Source organism: Niveispirillum sp. KHB5.9, assembly GCF_048066115.1.
Lineage (GTDB): Bacteria > Pseudomonadota > Alphaproteobacteria > Azospirillales > Azospirillaceae > Niveispirillum.
On sequence record NZ_JBLTYX010000026.1, the window covers coordinates 49996 to 65991 of the forward strand.

Genomic DNA, 15996 nt, shown 5'->3' on the forward strand with positions numbered 1-15996 from the left:
CCAGCATCATGTCCGAGAATAACGCCGTCTCCACCCCCCTGCCGCCGCTGAACGTCCTGCTGGCGGCCCCGCGCGGCTTCTGCGCCGGGGTGGACCGTGCCATCCAGATCGTGGAAGTGGCCCTGAAAAAGTTCGGCGCCCCGGTCTATGTCCGGCATGAGATCGTGCATAACCGCTTCGTGGTGGAAAGCCTGGAGGCCAAGGGCGCGGTGTTCGTCAAGGAACTGGACGAGGTACCGGACGACCGGCCCGTCGTCTTCTCCGCCCATGGTGTGCCCAAGGCCATCCCGGCCGAAGCGCAGCGCCGCAACATGATCTATGTCGACGCCACCTGCCCCCTGGTCTCCAAGGTGCATCGCGAGGCCGAACATCATCACGAGGCCGGGCGCACCGTCCTGCTGATCGGCCATGCCGGCCACCCGGAGGTGGTGGGCACCATCGGCCAGTTGCCGGAAGGGACGGTGAAGCTGGTGGAAACGGTGGAGGATGTGGCGACGCTGCAGGTCGCCGATCCCGACAATCTGGCCTTTGCCACCCAGACGACCCTGTCCGTGGATGATACCGGCGCCATCGTCGATGCCCTGCGCGAGCGGTTCCCGGCCATTTCCGGCCCGAAGCGGGAGGATATCTGTTACGCCACCACCAATCGCCAGGGGGCGGTGAAGGCCATCGCCCCCAAGGCCGATGCGCTGCTGGTGCTGGGCGCACCCAATTCGTCCAATTCCGTGCGGCTGGTGGAGGTGGCGCGTGCCCATGGCTGCACCCGCGCCATGCTGGTGCAGCGGGCGGCGCAGATCGACTGGAGCCGGTTGGAGAAAATCCGCATCCTGGGCATCACCGCCGGTGCCTCGGCCCCGGAAGTGCTGGTGGATGAGGTGCTGGCCGCCCTGCGGGAGCGCTTCACCGTGACGGTGGAGGAAGTGGTGACGGCCACGGAGAACGTGGTGTTCAAGCTGCCGCGCGTGCTGGCGGCGGAGTGAATTCATCCACGTCCCCGGCAAAGGCCGGGGACGTGGATGCCGACAACCCTTACCCGAGATGGGCGGCCACAAGCGGTTCCACCTGGTGCCAGCCATCGATGATCATCTTGACGGCCACATAGAAGATCACGGCCAGGCCCAGATAGGCGATCCAGTGGAAGCGGGCCAGCAGCTTGGCGATGGCCGTGGCGGCCGCACCCATGAAGGCCACCGACAAAGCCAGGCCCAGGATCAGCACTTCCGGATGCTCATGCGCGGCACCGGCGACGGCCAGCACATTATCCAGCGACATGGACACGTCGGCGATGACGATCTGGATGATCGCCTGACGCACCGTCTTGGTGCCACCGGACGGCAGGGCTTCGGCGCCGGGATTGGTCCCGTCGGGGTTCACCGCCTCGTCCGCGACCTCGGCGCCCAGGTCTTCCTGTTTGTGCTGGCGAATCTCACGCCACATCTTCCAGCAGACCCAGAGCAGCAGGATGCCGCCGGCCAGCGTCAAGCCGACGATCTGCAACAGCTGCGTGGTCAGCAGCGCGAAGATGATGCGCAGCACGACGGCCGCGGCGATGCCCCAGAAGATCACCTTGGCGCGATGCGATGCGGCCACGCCGGCGGCCGCCAGGCCCACGACGATGGCATTGTCGCCGGCCAGCACGATGTCGATCAGGATCACCTGCCAGAGGGCGTTCCAGAACGAGACCTCGAAAAACATTTCCATTTGCGAATACCCCTTCGCCCCGATTTCCGCCGTGTCTTATCACGGGGGCCGGGTCGCTGGCGATGGGGAACGAAAAAAGCCCGCCCTTGCATGAACAAGGGCGGGTTTTAAAGTCTTGGCAGTTGGATCCTGCATGAATGATGACAGGACGGAAGAAGATTGAGTGATTTCGAGCGTCTCGTCAAACATTATTTTAAGAAATACAAATAATCGCGATTTTCTTTACTTAATAAATGACAATAGAGGAGCGTTTTCATTCAAAGTCATGAATGAAAGCGAGGGCGTATGGAGAATTAAGCAGGTTGAGCCGCCCCAGCCGGAGCGGCGAGGTGCCGTCAGGCGCGCGGCGGACCGGTGGCCCAGGGGCGGGCACGGTGCGAATGCGTGTCGGCCAGCCCCGTGGACGACGCCTCATGATCGGCGTGCAGCGTGCAGGGCAGGGCGGTGGCGGCCGGCAGGGCCAAGCCGTCATGGCCGCCGCTATCGTCGGTGCCGGCCGGGGATGGTGCCTCCGGTACGGCGGTCAGCAGGAAAAGGGCGGTATCGTCGGGGGAAGGGACCGGGCCGGGGGAGGGTTTCTCCCCTTTCTGTTCGGACAGGATGGCCGGGGCCGCCGGCTGGCCAATATCATGCGCGGCTGCGGGCGGTGCCAGCAGCAGGAATGACAGGCTCAGCAACAGGACAAGCAACCGGTCGATGGTCACGCGTCGCTTCCGTGGCGGCTGCCCCGACGATCGGGGCACTTCTTCCTAGAATGGGCGTTGGCGTGCCGAACGGCAAGTGTCGGTTAACGAACCGCCTGTGCGCCTTCGGGCAGGTGCTTGATAATGACATCGGCCAGGCGGCGGATGTCGCCGCTGCGCGGGCTGCCACGCCGCCAGACCAGCGCCATGGTGCGTGTCGGCGCCGGTTCGGCGAATCGCCGCAAGCCGATCTGATCGTTGGCGGCCAGCGACGGGGCGGCCAATGCCGGCAACAGGGTCAGGCCCAGCCCGCCCGCCACCATCTCGACCAGGGTGGCCAGCGAGGTGCCGGCGAATCCGTCGCCGGCCTGGGCCCCCGACAGCGCACAGACATCCAGCGCCTGGTCGCGAAAGCAGTGCCCATCCTCCAGCAGCAGCAGCTTCTCGTCCGCCAGCTCGCCTTCCTCCACCGCATCGGCATTGTCCAGCCGGTGGCCACGCGGCAAGGCGACCAGGAAGGGCTCCGTATAGACCGGCAGCATCTCCACCCCCGGCTCCGTCACCGGCAGGGCCAGCAGGCCGACGTCCAGGTCGCCGGCCCGCAGCCGGTCCAGCAGGCGTTCGGTCAGGTCCTCGCGCAGATAGAGCTTCAGCTCGGGATATGCCGCGCGCAGGGCCGGCAGTACACGCGGCAGCAGATAGGGCCCGCTGGTGGGGATGACACCCATGCGCAGGGCGCCCGACAGGGGCCGGCCCGACGCGCGGACGGCCTGCGACAGATCGTCCACCTGGCCCAGGATGGCGCGGGCACGCTCCACCGCATCCTCCCCGGCCGGCGTCAGCAGCACCCGGTGCTTGGTGCGTTCCACCAGGGTGGAGCCCAGCATTTCCTCCAGCTGCTGTATCTGCGCGGACAAGGAAGGCTGGGAAACATGGCAGGCTGACGCCGCGCGTCCGAAATGGAGCGTGTCGGCCAGGGCCACCAGATAACGCAACTGCCGAAGGGTGATGTTCGCCGGGTTCATTGGTTCATCCTATGACGGCAGTCGGAAGATGCGATTGGATTTTGCGGTGCGATAGCCACATATCTGCGACGCCTCAGGCCGATAGCTGTATCGGCCGGGGCCTGTTTCTGGCACCGCATCATTAACCAACCCAAATAAACTGGAGTTGCACTTATGCTGACCGTTGGCGATAAGTTCCCCGCTTTCGACCTGAAGGCCACCGTTTCCACCGACATCAAGTCGGCCTTCACGACGATCAACAACGACACCTACAAGGGCAAGTGGCTGGTCGTGTTCTTCTGGCCGAAGGACTTCACCTTCGTGTGCCCGACCGAGATCGCCGCCTTCGGCAAGCTGAACGGCGACTTCGCCGACCGCGACGCCCAGGTGCTGGGTGCCTCGATCGACACGGAGTTCGTGCACCTGGCCTGGCGCCAGAACCATGCCGACCTGAAGGATCTGCCGTTCCCGATGCTGGCCGACGTGAAGCGTGAGCTGTCCGCCGGGCTGGGCGTTCTGGACAAGAACGAGGGCGTTGCCCTGCGCGCCACCTTCATCGTCGATCCGGAGGGCATCATCCGCTTCGCCTCCGTCCATGACCTGTCGGTCGGCCGCAATGTCCAGGAAGTGCTGCGCACCCTGGACGCCCTGCAGACCGACGAACTCTGCCCCTGCAATTGGCAGAAGGGCGAGGACGTGCTGAAGGTCGGCTGATCCACCCGCGATCGCTGACCTTTGACGATGGGCGCCCCGATCCCCCCGATCACCTGGGGCGCCCATCACCCCCCTTCGCCGTGGCGTGCGAAGGGTCTCAATTCCGGCGTTTCCCCCAGCGCCGTCCCGATAGGCTGCCGCATTCGCGCAGGCGCCGTCATTTTTGAAAACCTGACCGTCCCGCGCACCGGCCTTTCGCGCCGCGCCCGACGTCATGACCTTTTCCCTGACCGGAGATGAAACCATGTCCATCGACGCGCTGAAGTCGCGCCTGCCCGACTATGCCAAGGATCTGAAGCTGAACCTGGGTTCGGTGCTGACCACCTCATCGCTCTCAGCCCTGCAGGCCTGGGGCACGGCCATCGCCGCGGCTTACGCCAGCCGCAATGCCGAGGTGACCAAGGCCATCGTCGCCGATGCCAGCGCCCACCTGGATGCCCAGAACCTGACGGCCGCCAAGGCTGCCGGCGCCATCATGGGCATGAACAACATCTATTACCGCTTCGTGCATCTGGCCGATAACAAGGAATATTCCAAGATGCCGGCGCGTCTGCGCATGAACATCATCGCCAATCCCGGCGCTTCCAAGGTCGATTTCGAGCTGTGGTCGCTGGCCGCCAGCGCCGTCAATGGCTGCGGCATGTGTATCGACGCCCACGAGCATGAAGTGATCCAGAAGGGGGCGACCAAGGAGAACGTGCAGGATGTCGTGCGCATCGCCGCCGTCATCCACGCCGTCGCCACCGTCCTGGACGCCGAGGACGCGCTGGCCGCGTAAGGCATTGTTCCGTAGGTCAGGGCTCGCCTTCGGCTCGACCTGACCTACGATAGGCGCAAAGACGCCCCGGTGCCGTAAAGGTGCCGGGGCGTTTTGTTTTCACCCCACAACCGCTCGCCCCAGCCGCTCCAGCACGGCGCGCAATTCCTCGTTTTCGATGGTGCCCACCGTTTCGGCCAGTTCCTTTTCCTTGACCGGGTCCAGGCGCTTCACCGGTTTCAGGGCATAGCTTTTCTGCGGCAATACCGGCCCGGCATGCACCAGCTTCAGCCGCGCCACGGCCCGCCAGCCCATGAAGGAATTGATCCGTTCCAGGATCTGCGGTTCCTCATGCTGGATCAGCAACGCCGCCGCACTGGACACCCGGACATGCAGCACGGCATTCTCCCGGCGCCCGGCGGGGAAGGCCAGTTTCAGCGGTGCCGTCTGTTCCGACAGGCGCCCGCCGACAATGGCGGCCCAGTCGGTCAACAGCGCGCCGAACGCCATGCCGTCCTTGCCCAGGGCCTTGCCGGCAATGCTGTTCAATGTCCGTCCAAGCCGTTGCGGGCCGAAACCACCGGGGTTGTTCATGAGCGTCTCCAGGGATGCCGCCATCAAAGCAGATCGCACCGCCGCTGACCAGCCCGGCGGGATGCAGGGCCTGCTGCTGGCCTGGTACGACCGCCACCGCCGCATCCTGCCCTGGCGCTTCGCACCGGGGGAGGTGGCCGATCCCTATCGCGTCTGGCTGTCGGAGATCATGCTGCAGCAGACGACGGTGGCCACGGTCGGCCCCTATTTCCAGAATTTCCTGGACCGCTGGCCCACCGTCATCGATCTGGCCGCCGCCGACCTGGACGATGTGCTGCGCGCCTGGGCCGGCCTGGGCTATTACGCCCGTGCCCGCAACCTGCACAAATGCGCCGTCGCGGTCGCCACCGACCATGGCGGGCATTTTCCGGATACGGAGGAGGGGCTGCTGTCCCTGCCCGGCATCGGTGCCTATACGGCTGCCGCCATCCTGGCCATCGCCTTCGACAAGCCCGCCACCGCCATGGATGGCAATGTCGAGCGGGTGATGGCCCGCCTGTATGCCGTCACCGATCCGCTGCCCGGATCGAAGCCGATCCTGCGTGCCCATGCGGCTTCCTTGGTGCCAAACCGCCGGCCCGGCGATTACACCCAGGCCCTGTTCGATCTGGGCGCCACCATCTGCGCGCCCCGCAAGCCGCGCTGCATCCTCTGCCCCTGGACCGATCCGTGCCTGGCGCGCAAGCGGGGCATTGCCGAGGAACTGCCGGCCAAAACCGCCAAAGCCGCCAAGCCCGTGCGCCGGGCCCTGGCCTTCGTCCTGACCGATGCGCGCGGCTATGTCGCCCTGCGCCGCCGGCCGGAAAAGGGGTTGCTGGGTGGCATGATGGAGGTGCCGACGACGCCGTGGGAGTCCGCCCCCATGCCCGCCCTGGCGACGTCACGCAGCCACGCGCCGCTGGCCGGCATCGACTGGCAGCCGCTGCCCGGCCAGGTCCGTCATACTTTCACCCATTTCGAGTTCGAGATTGGCGTTGTGGCGGGCCGGGCGGCCGGTGCCGGCGGCGGGCAGGACCTGGTCTGGGTCGCGCCGGATGCGCTGGGCGATGAGGCCCTGCCCACAGTGATGATGAAGATATTGCGTCACGGCCTGCGTGCCTGATGCTTTCCGGGCGGAGGCCCCGAGCCCACACGTGATGCTGCTTTCACGCCGATCCATCCTGGCGGGCCTTGCCGCCCTGCCGGCCGCACCCGCAGCACTCGCCGCTCCGCCGCCCGTGGATGCGGCCTTGCTGCTGGCCGTGGATGCCTCGGCCAGCATCGATAAGGGATTGCTCGATTTCCAGCTGCGCGGCCATGCCGCCGCCTTCCGCCACAAAGCGGTTGAAGGGGCGATTGCCCGTGGCGGCAATGGCATCGCCGTGATGCTGGCGCAGTTCGCGGGGCCGGAGACGCTGACCACCCTGGTCCCCTGGCGCGTTCTGAAAGATGGCAAGGATTGCGAAAGTTTCGCCGACACGATCGATGCCGCGCCGGCCGTGTTCATGGGCGGGTCCACGGCCCTGGGTAGTGCGGTGGTGCAGGCCGTGGCCCTGCTGGATGCTGCGCCCTACAGCACGTCGCGCCGCACCCTGGATATCGTGTCCAACGGGTTCAGCAATGCCGGCATCGATCCGCGCTCGGCCAAGGGCTATGCCGCCGGGGCCAATGTCACGGTGAACGGCCTAGCCATTCTCAATGAATATGATTGGCTGGAGGATTACTTCGCCGCCAACGTCATCGCCGGCCGTGGCGCTTTCGTGCGCACGGCCGGCGATCTGGACAGCTTCGCCAATGTGTTGCTGGGCAAGCTGGTGACGGAGATGGTGTGATCACCTTGTCGGTCTTGCCGTAGGTCAGGTCGAGCGAAGCGAACCCTGACAGGAATGGCTTCAAACCTGCCCTGTCAGGGCTCGGCTGACGCCTCGACCTGACCTACGATCACAGCTTACGCCGCCTGTCCCTCTTCCCCGTTCTTCGTCTTGTACAGCGAATAGACCACACCCGACGCCAGCAGGGCGAAGGTCACCGACAGTGAAATGGCCGGGTCCAGCTTGCCGTAGAACTGGTTCCAGAAGATCTTGCCGCCAATGAACACCAGGACCAGGGCCAGTGCATATTTCAGGTAATGGAAGCGATGTACCATCGCCGCCAGCGCGAAATAGAGCGCGCGCAGGCCCAGGATGGCGAAGATGTTACTGGTATAGATGATGAACGGGTCGGTGGTGATGGCGAAGATGGCGGGCACGCTGTCCACCGCGAAGACGATGTCGGCGAATTCCACCATGATCAACGCCAGGAACAGGGGCGTGGCCCAGCGCAGCACCTTGCCGGTGACCGGGTCCGCCTGCTTCACGAAGAAGGCGTTGCCATGCAGCCCATCCGTCACCCGCATGTGGCGGCGCAGGAAGCGGACCATGAAATTCTCGCCCATCTCCGGTTCCTGGTCGCCCGTGAACAGCATCTTGATGCCGGTCAGGATCAGGAAACCACCGAAGAAATAGAGCAGCCAGTGGAACTGGGTGATCAGGGCGGCACCCACGCCGATCATGATGCCGCGCAGCACGATGACGCCCAGGATACCCCAGAACAGCACCCGGTGCTGATAGAGGCGCGGGATGGCGAAATAGCCGAAGATCAGCGAGATGACGAAGACATTGTCCATGGCCAGCGCCTTTTCGAGCGCGAAGCCGGTGAAATACTGCATGCCGGGCACAGGCCCCAGATACCACCAGACCCAGCCGCCGAACGCCGCCGCGATGGCGATATAGAGGGCGGACAGCACCAGGCTCTCCCGCACCCCGATCTCATGGTCTTTTTTGTTGAGCACGCCCAGGTCGAAGGCGAGCAGGGCGATGACGATGGAAATGAAAACCAGCCAGAGCCAGAGGGCCTTGCCCAGAACCGGCTCAAGCATGATCGATGTCAGCAGCTCCATGGGAGCGCCTCCTCTAAAGATCAGCCGAGTGCTTGCGTCAGCGATGAAGGTTCAATCCGACATCACAGCCGACGCCTCGGCTGCCAGAGGGGCCCGGATGCGGCTGATGTAAGGTGGGCTTTTCGCCGTTCAAGGGGGCGTACGCAGAATTTCCCGCACCTTGGCGATCCGCGCGAAGCGGAAGAAGGCGATGATGGCGGCCAGTTCCAGCCCATACAGCCCGAACACCCAATAGCCCTTCAGGAAGAAATACCGGAACAGGTTGACGGGAAACTCCGTCATCGCCCTGAACGTCCCGTACCGCCGCCCCTTGCCCCGCGCCACGATCTCCTCGGCCTGGGCGGTGGAATAACGGTTCAGCTTGGTGATCAGGTCGCCATGGCTGCGGATGGAATAATGCACGATGATGGGGGCCAGGCTGCCCACGGTACCGCTCTGCATCTCCACCGCATCATGGGTGACGCTGTCGGCGAAGCGGCCATGGCGCCGGTCATAGAGGCGGATGTAATTGTGCCGGGGGGCGAACCGGTGCGGCCGCTGCTGGTGGGGCAGGGTCATCACGGTCTGGATGCGGTATCCCTGGAGCGGTGGCGCGCCGCCCGCGAACAGGGCGCGGATGGCCCCTTCCAGTTCCGGCACCGGCACCTCGTCCGCATCCAGGTTCAACAGCCAGTCATGCCGGCACCGCTCCTCGGCAAAGCGCTTCTGCGGACCATAGCCGGGCCAGTCATTATGGATGACGGTGGCGCCCAGGGAGGGGGCCAGGTCCTGGGTGCCGTCGGTGCTGCCGCTATCCACCACCAGCACCTCATCCGCCCAGCCGGAAACGGCCTGGATGACGGGGCCGATCCGGTCGGCCTCGTTCAGGGCGATGATGAAGACGGAGAGGGGGAGTTTGTCGGGCATGGGGTGAGGTGTAGCATGTTTGTGTTTTGAGAACGGCATAAGCTGGCTAAGTGATGATTTAGAACCCCGTCCTGGCAAAACCGCTGCATTTGCTGGCGCAAAAAGAATGTTGTATAAAAATATGAAATTTCCATTTTATGCAGTCGTTGCTAAAGAAATAGAAATCCCCGGAGGACGCGTGGTCGAAAAATACGCGCTTGGCGATGACTTGCCAAAGGAGAACCCCTGGCGGGATGATCGGCTGAACTACGCTCCGTTTTCCGCAAGGATTGCAAAAGCAATTATCTCCCTCGCAGCGCCAAATGGCTATGTAATCGGACTTCATGGCCAGTGGGGGAGCGGTAAATCCACGGTGATTAATTTTATTCTGGCGCATCTCCGAAAGCATAACGCCGAGCATGAAGATGATCAGATCATAGAGATCGACTTTCGACCGTGGATTGTATCCGAACATCAGGACCTTATAACAGCCTTCTTCAAGATTCTGTCGGAACGTCTTGGCCCAAAGGAAAGCAGATGGCAGCGACTCCGGCGCCATATGTTTAGCTTTATCCATGGAACCACGGACAATTTGGTGGATGCCGCAGCAACCGTAGCTCTAAGCGTTGATCCGACCGGCGCTGTGGCAGGTTTCGGCGCGAATCTGGCCAAGAAATCGGTCAACGCTCTGTTGGGGCGGTTCCTTGAAGACCCATCACTACAGGCAGCATATGAGAGTTTGAAGGATCAGCTTAGCCGAAGTGGTAAGCGCTTCCTCGTGACGATCGATGATATCGACCGTCTCGAGAATGAACACGTTCGTTCGATCATGCAGATGGTGAAAAGCATCGGCCGGTTACCCAATGTGGTCTACTTGCTATCCTATGACCGTCAAATCGTTTGGGATGCGCTGGATCAGGTGAGAGGGCCAGCAGGACCTCGTTTCGCCGAGAAAATCGTCCAACAGGAAATTGAACTACCAAAGCCGTCCCGCAATGCTCTGCTAGCCATCTTGGATGAAGAGATTTCTTTCCTTACCGGCCCAATTCCAAATAGTGCTCGATGGCAGTATCTTATTCGTGATGGTGTACGCAGGTGGATAAGATCACCCCGCGATGTGGTCCGCCTCTCGAATTCGGTGAAATTCTCGTGGCCAGCAATGGAGGGTGAGATCGACCCACAAGATCTATTGGCTATGGAGGGATTACGCTTGTTTGATACCGGTGCATTCTCTTGGGTACGGGATAATCGTGATTTCTTGTTCACTGAGGGGCGCTTCATGATGTCGAGAGACGAAGTGAAGCAAGAGGCTGTAAATGGATTAAAGAAGCAGATACCTGCTGATATTCAGTCTCAAGTGTTGCACATCCTAACTGTCCTTTTTCCACAGGCTGGAAAGTGGTTTGAGGGTCGGGATTTTTTCGGTGGGGAGACGTTTAACGATACTACACGGCGGCGAGGCGTAGGGAGTAAAGCCGGGTATGATACCTATTTCGGCTTTCATCCCTCCTCCGATGCAATCCCCAAAGCAGTCATCACCGATTTAATGTCGAAGTTGGATAATGCTGACGAGATTGAACGTGTAATCCGTAGCTACTTGGGTAGGGTAAATGCCCAAGGCGAGTTAATGATCGCAAAACTTCTCGATGAACTTCGAATTCAGTTTCAAGCCCCCCATCCGGCTAAGCCTAAGCAAGGACTCTTGGATGCACTTTTCAGGGTCGGAGAAGATGTCATCTCGATCGACCATAATGATGGCATGTTTGTATTATCCCCTAGGGCGCAAATAACATTCTTGATCAGAAATATACTCGAACAGTGGGGGGCTCAGGACGCTGGAGATCATATGATCAAAGCATTCCATAAGTCCACGTCAGTGATGTTCATGGCGGAGGAGTTAACCGACCGCGGGCGCGAACTCGGTGTCTTCTCATCAGATTCGAGTGAGCGTCCGACCATAACTATCGAAGTATTCGATGAACTTGGCAGGGTATTTTTCACCAAACTCCAGGAGGCTTTGATTGCGGGTACCCTCGGCAACGCCGCTTACTATTTCAATATTGTCAGGGTGTGGGCGCATATAGCAGGCGCCGATCAACCTAGGCGCTGGCTAACGGAGGGCATGCTAAGCAGCGGTGAGTTTATGGCCAAGGTCGCGCGTGGGTTAGTCACTTACAGCATTGGTACAGCAGTTCGCGAATATACAATGCGGAATCGCCCCGATGCTGACCTCTTTGACTTGGATATATTGCTACAGGCAGGCCGAAAGCATCTCTCATCTGGTGATCTTACAGATGATCAGTATAGAATCTTGAAAGCAGTTGTTGAGGGTTCGGAGAATTTAAAAAGAGGGCGACCGCCGGAGGAAATGGAAGTAGACGAGTGACGTCCGTTGCCTGCAAGCTGTTTTCAAGGCGTCTGTGTAAGCACACGGGTGACCGTATACATATACGAACTATCGTTTTTAGACCCATCTACTCCTTACAACAAAAACCCGGCGGATTTCTCCGCCGGGCCTTTCGCAGCAACCACCGCCGGGTTGCCCCGGCCGCAGGAAACCTTGCTTACTCCGCCGCCGCGGCCGGGCTGGCCAGGTTGCGCAGCACGTACTGCAGGATGCCGCCATTCTTGAAATAGTCGACCTCGTCCAGCGTATCGATACGGCAGAACAGGTTGACCACTTCCTTGGACCCATCGGCGCGGGTGATGGTCAGCTTGCAATCCATGCGCGGCTTCAGGCCGGCTTCCACGCCTTCGATGTCGAAGGTCTCGGTGCCGTCCAGGTTCAGCGTCTTGCGGCTCACGCCGGCCGGGTACTGGAGTGGCAGGATGCCCATGCCGACCAGATTGGACCGGTGGATACGCTCGAAGCTCTCGGCCACGACGGCGCGAACGCCCAGCAGGCGGGTGCCCTTGGCGGCCCAGTCACGCGAGGAGCCCGTGCCATATTCCTGGCCGGCGAACACCACCAGCGGCGTGCCCTCGGCCTGGTACTTCATGGACGCGTTGTAGATCGGCATGACTTCGCCGGTCGGCACATACTTGGTCAGGCCGCCCTCGACGCCGTCCAGCATCTCGTTCTTGATGCGGATATTGGCGAAGGTGCCGCGCATCATGACTTCATGGTTGCCACGGCGGGCGCCGTAGCTGTTGAAGTCGGCGACGGTGACATTGTGCTCCAGCAGGTATTCACCGGCCGGGCTGACCTTCTTGATGTTGCCGGCAGGCGAAATGTGGTCGGTGGTGATGCTGTCGCCCAGGATGGCCAGCGCGCGGGCACCCTTGACGTCCGACACGTCGCCGGGGGTCATGGTGATGCCGTCGAACAGCGGCGGACGCTTCGCGTAGGTCGACTTCTCGTCCCACTTGTAGGTCATGCCTTCCACGGTCTTGATCTTCTGCCACTGCTCCGGCCCCAGGAACACGTCGGCATAGCGGGTGACGAACATCTCGCGCGTCAGGAACTGGGCGATCGTGTCCTCGATCTCCTTGTTCGACGGCCAGATGTCCTTCAGGAACACGTCCTGCCCATCCTTGCCCTTGCCGATCGGGTCCTTGGAGATGTCCAGGTGCAGCGTGCCGGCCAGGGCATAGGCCACGACCAGCGGCGGCGAGGCCAGATAGTTGGCGCGGACCTGCGGGGAGACGCGGCCTTCGAAATTGCGGTTGCCCGAAAGGACCGAGGCGACGGTCAGCTTGGCCTGATCCACGGCGGCAGCGATCGGGTCCGGCAGCGGGCCGGAATTGCCGATGCAGGTGGTGCAGCCATAGCCGACCAGGTTGAAACCCAGCTGGTCCAGGTACGACGACAGGCCGGCGGCGTTCAGATAGTCGGTGACGACCTGGGACCCAGGGGCCAGCGAGGGCTTCACCCACGGCTTGGTCTTCAGGCCCAGCTCAACCGCCTTCTTGGCCACCAGACCGGCGGCGAACAGCACCGACGGGTTGGAGGTGTTGGTGCAGCTGGTGATGGCGGCGATCACGACATGGCCGTGATCCAGCTTGTAATCGGCACCGGCGACGTCGGTCGGCTGGCTGACGGGGCGGCCGGCAACGTCGGTGGCCAGGAACTCACCGAATTCCTTGGTGACGTTGGACAGCAGCACGCGGTCCTGCGGACGCTTCGGGCCGGCCAGCGACGGCTCCACCGAACCCAGGTCCAGGTCCAGCGTGTCGGTGAAGACCGGGTCGGGCGAGGACGCATCGCGCCACATGCCCTGGGCCTTGGCATAGGCCTCGACCAGCGCCACACGGTCGGCGTCGCGGCCGGTGAAATGCAGGAAGCGGATGGTCTCGGCATCGATCGGGAAGATGCCGCAGGTGGCGCCATATTCCGGGGCCATGTTGGCGATCGTCGCGCGGTCGGCGAGCGTCAGGGCGTCCAGGCCGGGGCCGTAGAACTCCACGAACTTGCCGACCACCTTCTTCTTGCGCAGCATCTGGGTGACGGTCAGCACCAGATCGGTGGCCGTCGCACCCTCACGCAGCTTGCCGGTCAGCTTGAAGCCGACGACTTCCGGGATCAGCATGGAGATGGGCTGGCCCAGCATGGCGGCTTCCGCCTCGATGCCGCCCACGCCCCAGCCCAGGACGGCCATGCCGTTGACCATGGTCGTGTGGCTGTCGGTGCCGACCAGCGTGTCCGGATAGGCCACGGTGGCACCGGTCTGGTCGGTATCGGTCCAGATGGTCTGGGCCAGATATTCCAGGTTCACCTGATGGCAGATGCCGGTGCCCGGCGGGACGACGCGGAAATTGTTGAAGGCCTTCTGGCCCCAGCGCAGGAACTCGTAACGCTCACCATTGCGCTGGAATTCCAGGTCCACATTCTCCTCGAACGCCTGCGGGGTGCCGAAGGCGTCGACCATCACCGAATGGTCGATGACCAGATCGACCGGGGTCAGCGGGTTGATCTTGGTCGGGTCGCCACCCAGGGCCACCATGGCCTCGCGCATCGCGGCCAGATCGCAGACGGCGGGCACGCCGGTGAAATCCTGCATCAGCACGCGGGCGGGGCGATAGGCGATCTCGCGGTCCGACCGCTTGTCGACCAGCCACTGGGCGACGGCCTTGACGTCGTCGACGCTCACCGTGCGCCCGTCTTCGAAGCGCAGCAGGTTCTCCAGCAGCACCTTCATCGAGAAGGGCAGGCGCGACACGTCGCCCAGGCCGGCCTTCTCCGCTTCGGGAATGCTGAAATAATCAACGGACTTGCCGCCGACGGAAAGCGTGCGGCGGGTCTTCAGGCTGTCGGTGCCGGTGAACGTGGACATGCGGGGGGTGACTCCTCCAACGGGGTCGCGGGGTAAGCGGCAGGCCGCATCTCGCCCCGGCTCCAGCGTCCGGGACAGCCGTCCTGCCAGGATGGCGTTTCGACGCGTGGTGTAACGCTTTTTGCGGTGCGGGGAAAGGGCAGGAAGGGGGGATCAGACCCCCTTTTCGCACATAATCGATCAAGGTAGGGGCTTGTTGCGAAACGATCTTAACTAGGTCGGCTCGGCCTTAGCGGAGGTTACGGCTCTCTCCGCCCGCTCCTTGATGATGTGCAGCACCGCCTCGTGGAAATCGTCCAGAAAGACCTGTCCCCACCAAGCACAATAATCATTGAAGGGTGTGGCCAAATGGTACCAGGAGGTCAGCGTGACCCGGGTGCCGCCGTCCGGCAGCGCCGACAGCTCGTATTTTCCGCCCAGGATGCGCAGATAATCGGCATCGACGCGGACATGCGCCTCGATATGTCTGGGGATGGAATCGGGTTGGAACCGGAAGTCCCAGGCTAGCAATTCCCCCGGTCGCCAGTCGGTGACGATTTCCTGGAAATGTACGCCCTGCTGCCAACGCAGGTGGCGGACGGCACCGATGCCCGTCCCCTCCATCCGGGCATCAACCGGTCCCGGCAGGCCTATGACACTATGGCTGAAACTGGGGATGCGTTCCCGGTCGGCGATGTCCGTGATCTCCACCGTATGGTCCCAGACCTTGGCGGCGGGAGCCCGGATGTCGATCATGGTGCGCACATGCTCGATCCGGGCCGGATAGTCCGCCTGCCGTTCCACCGGCATGCCGACCAATGGCAGCACCAGCATCAATAGCGGCGCACGCCGTGTTCTGGCGCTTGACTGGAACCATCGCGTCACCGGAATGGCCAATAGCCCCATGAACAGGAAGATGGGGGCCGCCATCAGGATACAGATGATGCCTTCATGGAACACCAGGACGGTGATGGCCAGGACCGCCGCCATCAGCAGCAGGCAATGCTTGACCGCCCGACTGGGGGCGTTCTGTCCTGCCGGGTCTGCGAGGGAGAGATAAAGGGCGCAGATGCAGAACGGAGTGACCACCAATCCTACGATGAAATAGAGGAAGCCGCTTTCCAGATAGACGGCGACATAGAGAAGTACGGCGTAGGCGAGGGCGATCAGGCCTGCCCGGACCATGCCGCCCGGCCGTCCCGTCCCGTCCGGCCCTGCTTTTCCGGCTGACATCCCGTCTCCCCCTTCCTCTTGATGGATGGGAAACATACACCGGGAGGCGGAAAATTTCCCCGTCCGGCCCATCCGAATTGGTGAATGGCCCGCCCAGTGCATCCGATTTGAAATAATATCTCTTTTGCATGGGCGCGATTGACAGGGGCGTTTTTTTCACAGAGATGTCATGCCGTCCGCGCGGGATGCGTTCGTTGCATGGCAGCTACCATGTAGGGGCGAAGGCGCGAGAGAGGGACCCTTATCGATGCTGTCT

14 protein-coding genes are annotated in these 15996 nt (G+C 62.5%); 6 read left to right on the top strand and 8 right to left on the bottom strand.

The genetic code is table 11. The features are described 5' to 3' along the window. Positions 1-8 precede the first annotated feature (8 nt). The gene (gene ispH / locus ACM9HJ_RS27490) at positions 9-980 is read left to right on the top strand and encodes a 4-hydroxy-3-methylbut-2-enyl diphosphate reductase (protein ID WP_416574992.1); all 972 of its coding nucleotides are present in this window, start codon (positions 9-11) and stop codon (positions 978-980) included. 49 nt (positions 981-1029) lie between these two features. Here the strand turns inward: ispH and ACM9HJ_RS27495 are convergent, their stop codons facing one another. The 3 genes from ACM9HJ_RS27495 to ACM9HJ_RS27505 all read right to left on the bottom strand — a co-directional run bounded on the left by ACM9HJ_RS27495 (position 1030) and on the right by ACM9HJ_RS27505 (position 3409). Continuing rightward, positions 1030-1701 (bottom strand): TerC family protein, encoded by a 672-nt coding sequence (locus ACM9HJ_RS27495; RefSeq protein WP_416574993.1) that lies wholly within the window; start codon positions 1699-1701, stop codon positions 1030-1032. A gap of 335 nt (positions 1702-2036) precedes the next feature. Then, positions 2037-2405: a hypothetical protein gene (locus tag ACM9HJ_RS27500; RefSeq protein ID WP_416574994.1), complete on the bottom strand. Its 369-nt coding sequence runs from the start codon at positions 2403-2405 to the stop codon at positions 2037-2039. A gap of 83 nt (positions 2406-2488) precedes the next feature. Then, on the bottom strand, positions 2489-3409 hold the full coding sequence (locus tag ACM9HJ_RS27505; RefSeq protein ID WP_416574995.1) for a LysR substrate-binding domain-containing protein: 921 nt from the start codon (positions 3407-3409) through the stop codon (positions 2489-2491). 153 nt (positions 3410-3562) lie between these two features. On the opposite strand from ACM9HJ_RS27505, the gene ACM9HJ_RS27510 reads away from it, so the two are divergent. Together ACM9HJ_RS27510 and ACM9HJ_RS27515 are read left to right on the top strand one after the other, a co-directional pair. After that, positions 3563-4102: a peroxiredoxin gene (locus ACM9HJ_RS27510; RefSeq protein WP_094454183.1), complete on the top strand. Its 540-nt coding sequence runs from the start codon at positions 3563-3565 to the stop codon at positions 4100-4102. A gap of 244 nt (positions 4103-4346) precedes the next feature. Next, positions 4347-4880, top strand: coding sequence for a carboxymuconolactone decarboxylase family protein (locus ACM9HJ_RS27515; protein ID WP_416574996.1), 534 nt, complete (start codon positions 4347-4349; stop codon positions 4878-4880). Between the two features lie 99 nt (positions 4881-4979). Here the strand turns inward: ACM9HJ_RS27515 and ACM9HJ_RS27520 are convergent, their stop codons facing one another. After that, positions 4980-5453, bottom strand: coding sequence for a DUF721 domain-containing protein (locus tag ACM9HJ_RS27520; RefSeq protein WP_416574997.1), 474 nt, complete (start codon positions 5451-5453; stop codon positions 4980-4982). Positions 5454-5514: 61 nt separating this feature from the next. On the opposite strand from ACM9HJ_RS27520, the gene mutY reads away from it, so the two are divergent. Beyond that, complete coding sequence (gene mutY, locus ACM9HJ_RS27525) at positions 5515-6555, top strand: A/G-specific adenine glycosylase (RefSeq protein WP_416575005.1); 1041 nt, start codon at positions 5515-5517, stop codon at positions 6553-6555. Between the two features lie 34 nt (positions 6556-6589). Continuing rightward, the gene (locus tag ACM9HJ_RS27530) at positions 6590-7264 is read left to right on the top strand and encodes a DUF1194 domain-containing protein (protein WP_416574998.1); all 675 of its coding nucleotides are present in this window, start codon (positions 6590-6592) and stop codon (positions 7262-7264) included. Between the two features lie 116 nt (positions 7265-7380). On the opposite strand, the gene ACM9HJ_RS27535 is transcribed toward ACM9HJ_RS27530, so the two are convergent. Further along, on the bottom strand, positions 7381-8370 hold the full coding sequence (locus ACM9HJ_RS27535) for a TerC family protein (protein WP_416574999.1): 990 nt from the start codon (positions 8368-8370) through the stop codon (positions 7381-7383). 129 nt (positions 8371-8499) lie between these two features. Continuing rightward, on the bottom strand, positions 8500-9276 hold the full coding sequence (locus ACM9HJ_RS27540) for a glycosyltransferase family 2 protein (RefSeq protein WP_416575000.1): 777 nt from the start codon (positions 9274-9276) through the stop codon (positions 8500-8502). A gap of 19 nt (positions 9277-9295) precedes the next feature. Between ACM9HJ_RS27540 and ACM9HJ_RS27545 the strand changes: the two genes are divergently transcribed. Continuing rightward, on the top strand, positions 9296-11641 hold the full coding sequence (locus ACM9HJ_RS27545) for a KAP family P-loop NTPase fold protein (protein WP_416575001.1): 2346 nt from the start codon (positions 9296-9298) through the stop codon (positions 11639-11641). Positions 11642-11819: 178 nt separating this feature from the next. Here the strand turns inward: ACM9HJ_RS27545 and acnA are convergent, their stop codons facing one another. Together acnA and ACM9HJ_RS27555 are read right to left on the bottom strand one after the other, a co-directional pair. Next, positions 11820-14528 (bottom strand): aconitate hydratase AcnA, encoded by a 2709-nt coding sequence (acnA, locus tag ACM9HJ_RS27550; RefSeq protein ID WP_416575002.1) that lies wholly within the window; start codon positions 14526-14528, stop codon positions 11820-11822. Between the two features lie 213 nt (positions 14529-14741). Then, positions 14742-15740: an SRPBCC family protein gene (locus ACM9HJ_RS27555; protein ID WP_416575003.1), complete on the bottom strand. Its 999-nt coding sequence runs from the start codon at positions 15738-15740 to the stop codon at positions 14742-14744. Between the last annotated feature and the right edge of the window lie 256 nt (positions 15741-15996).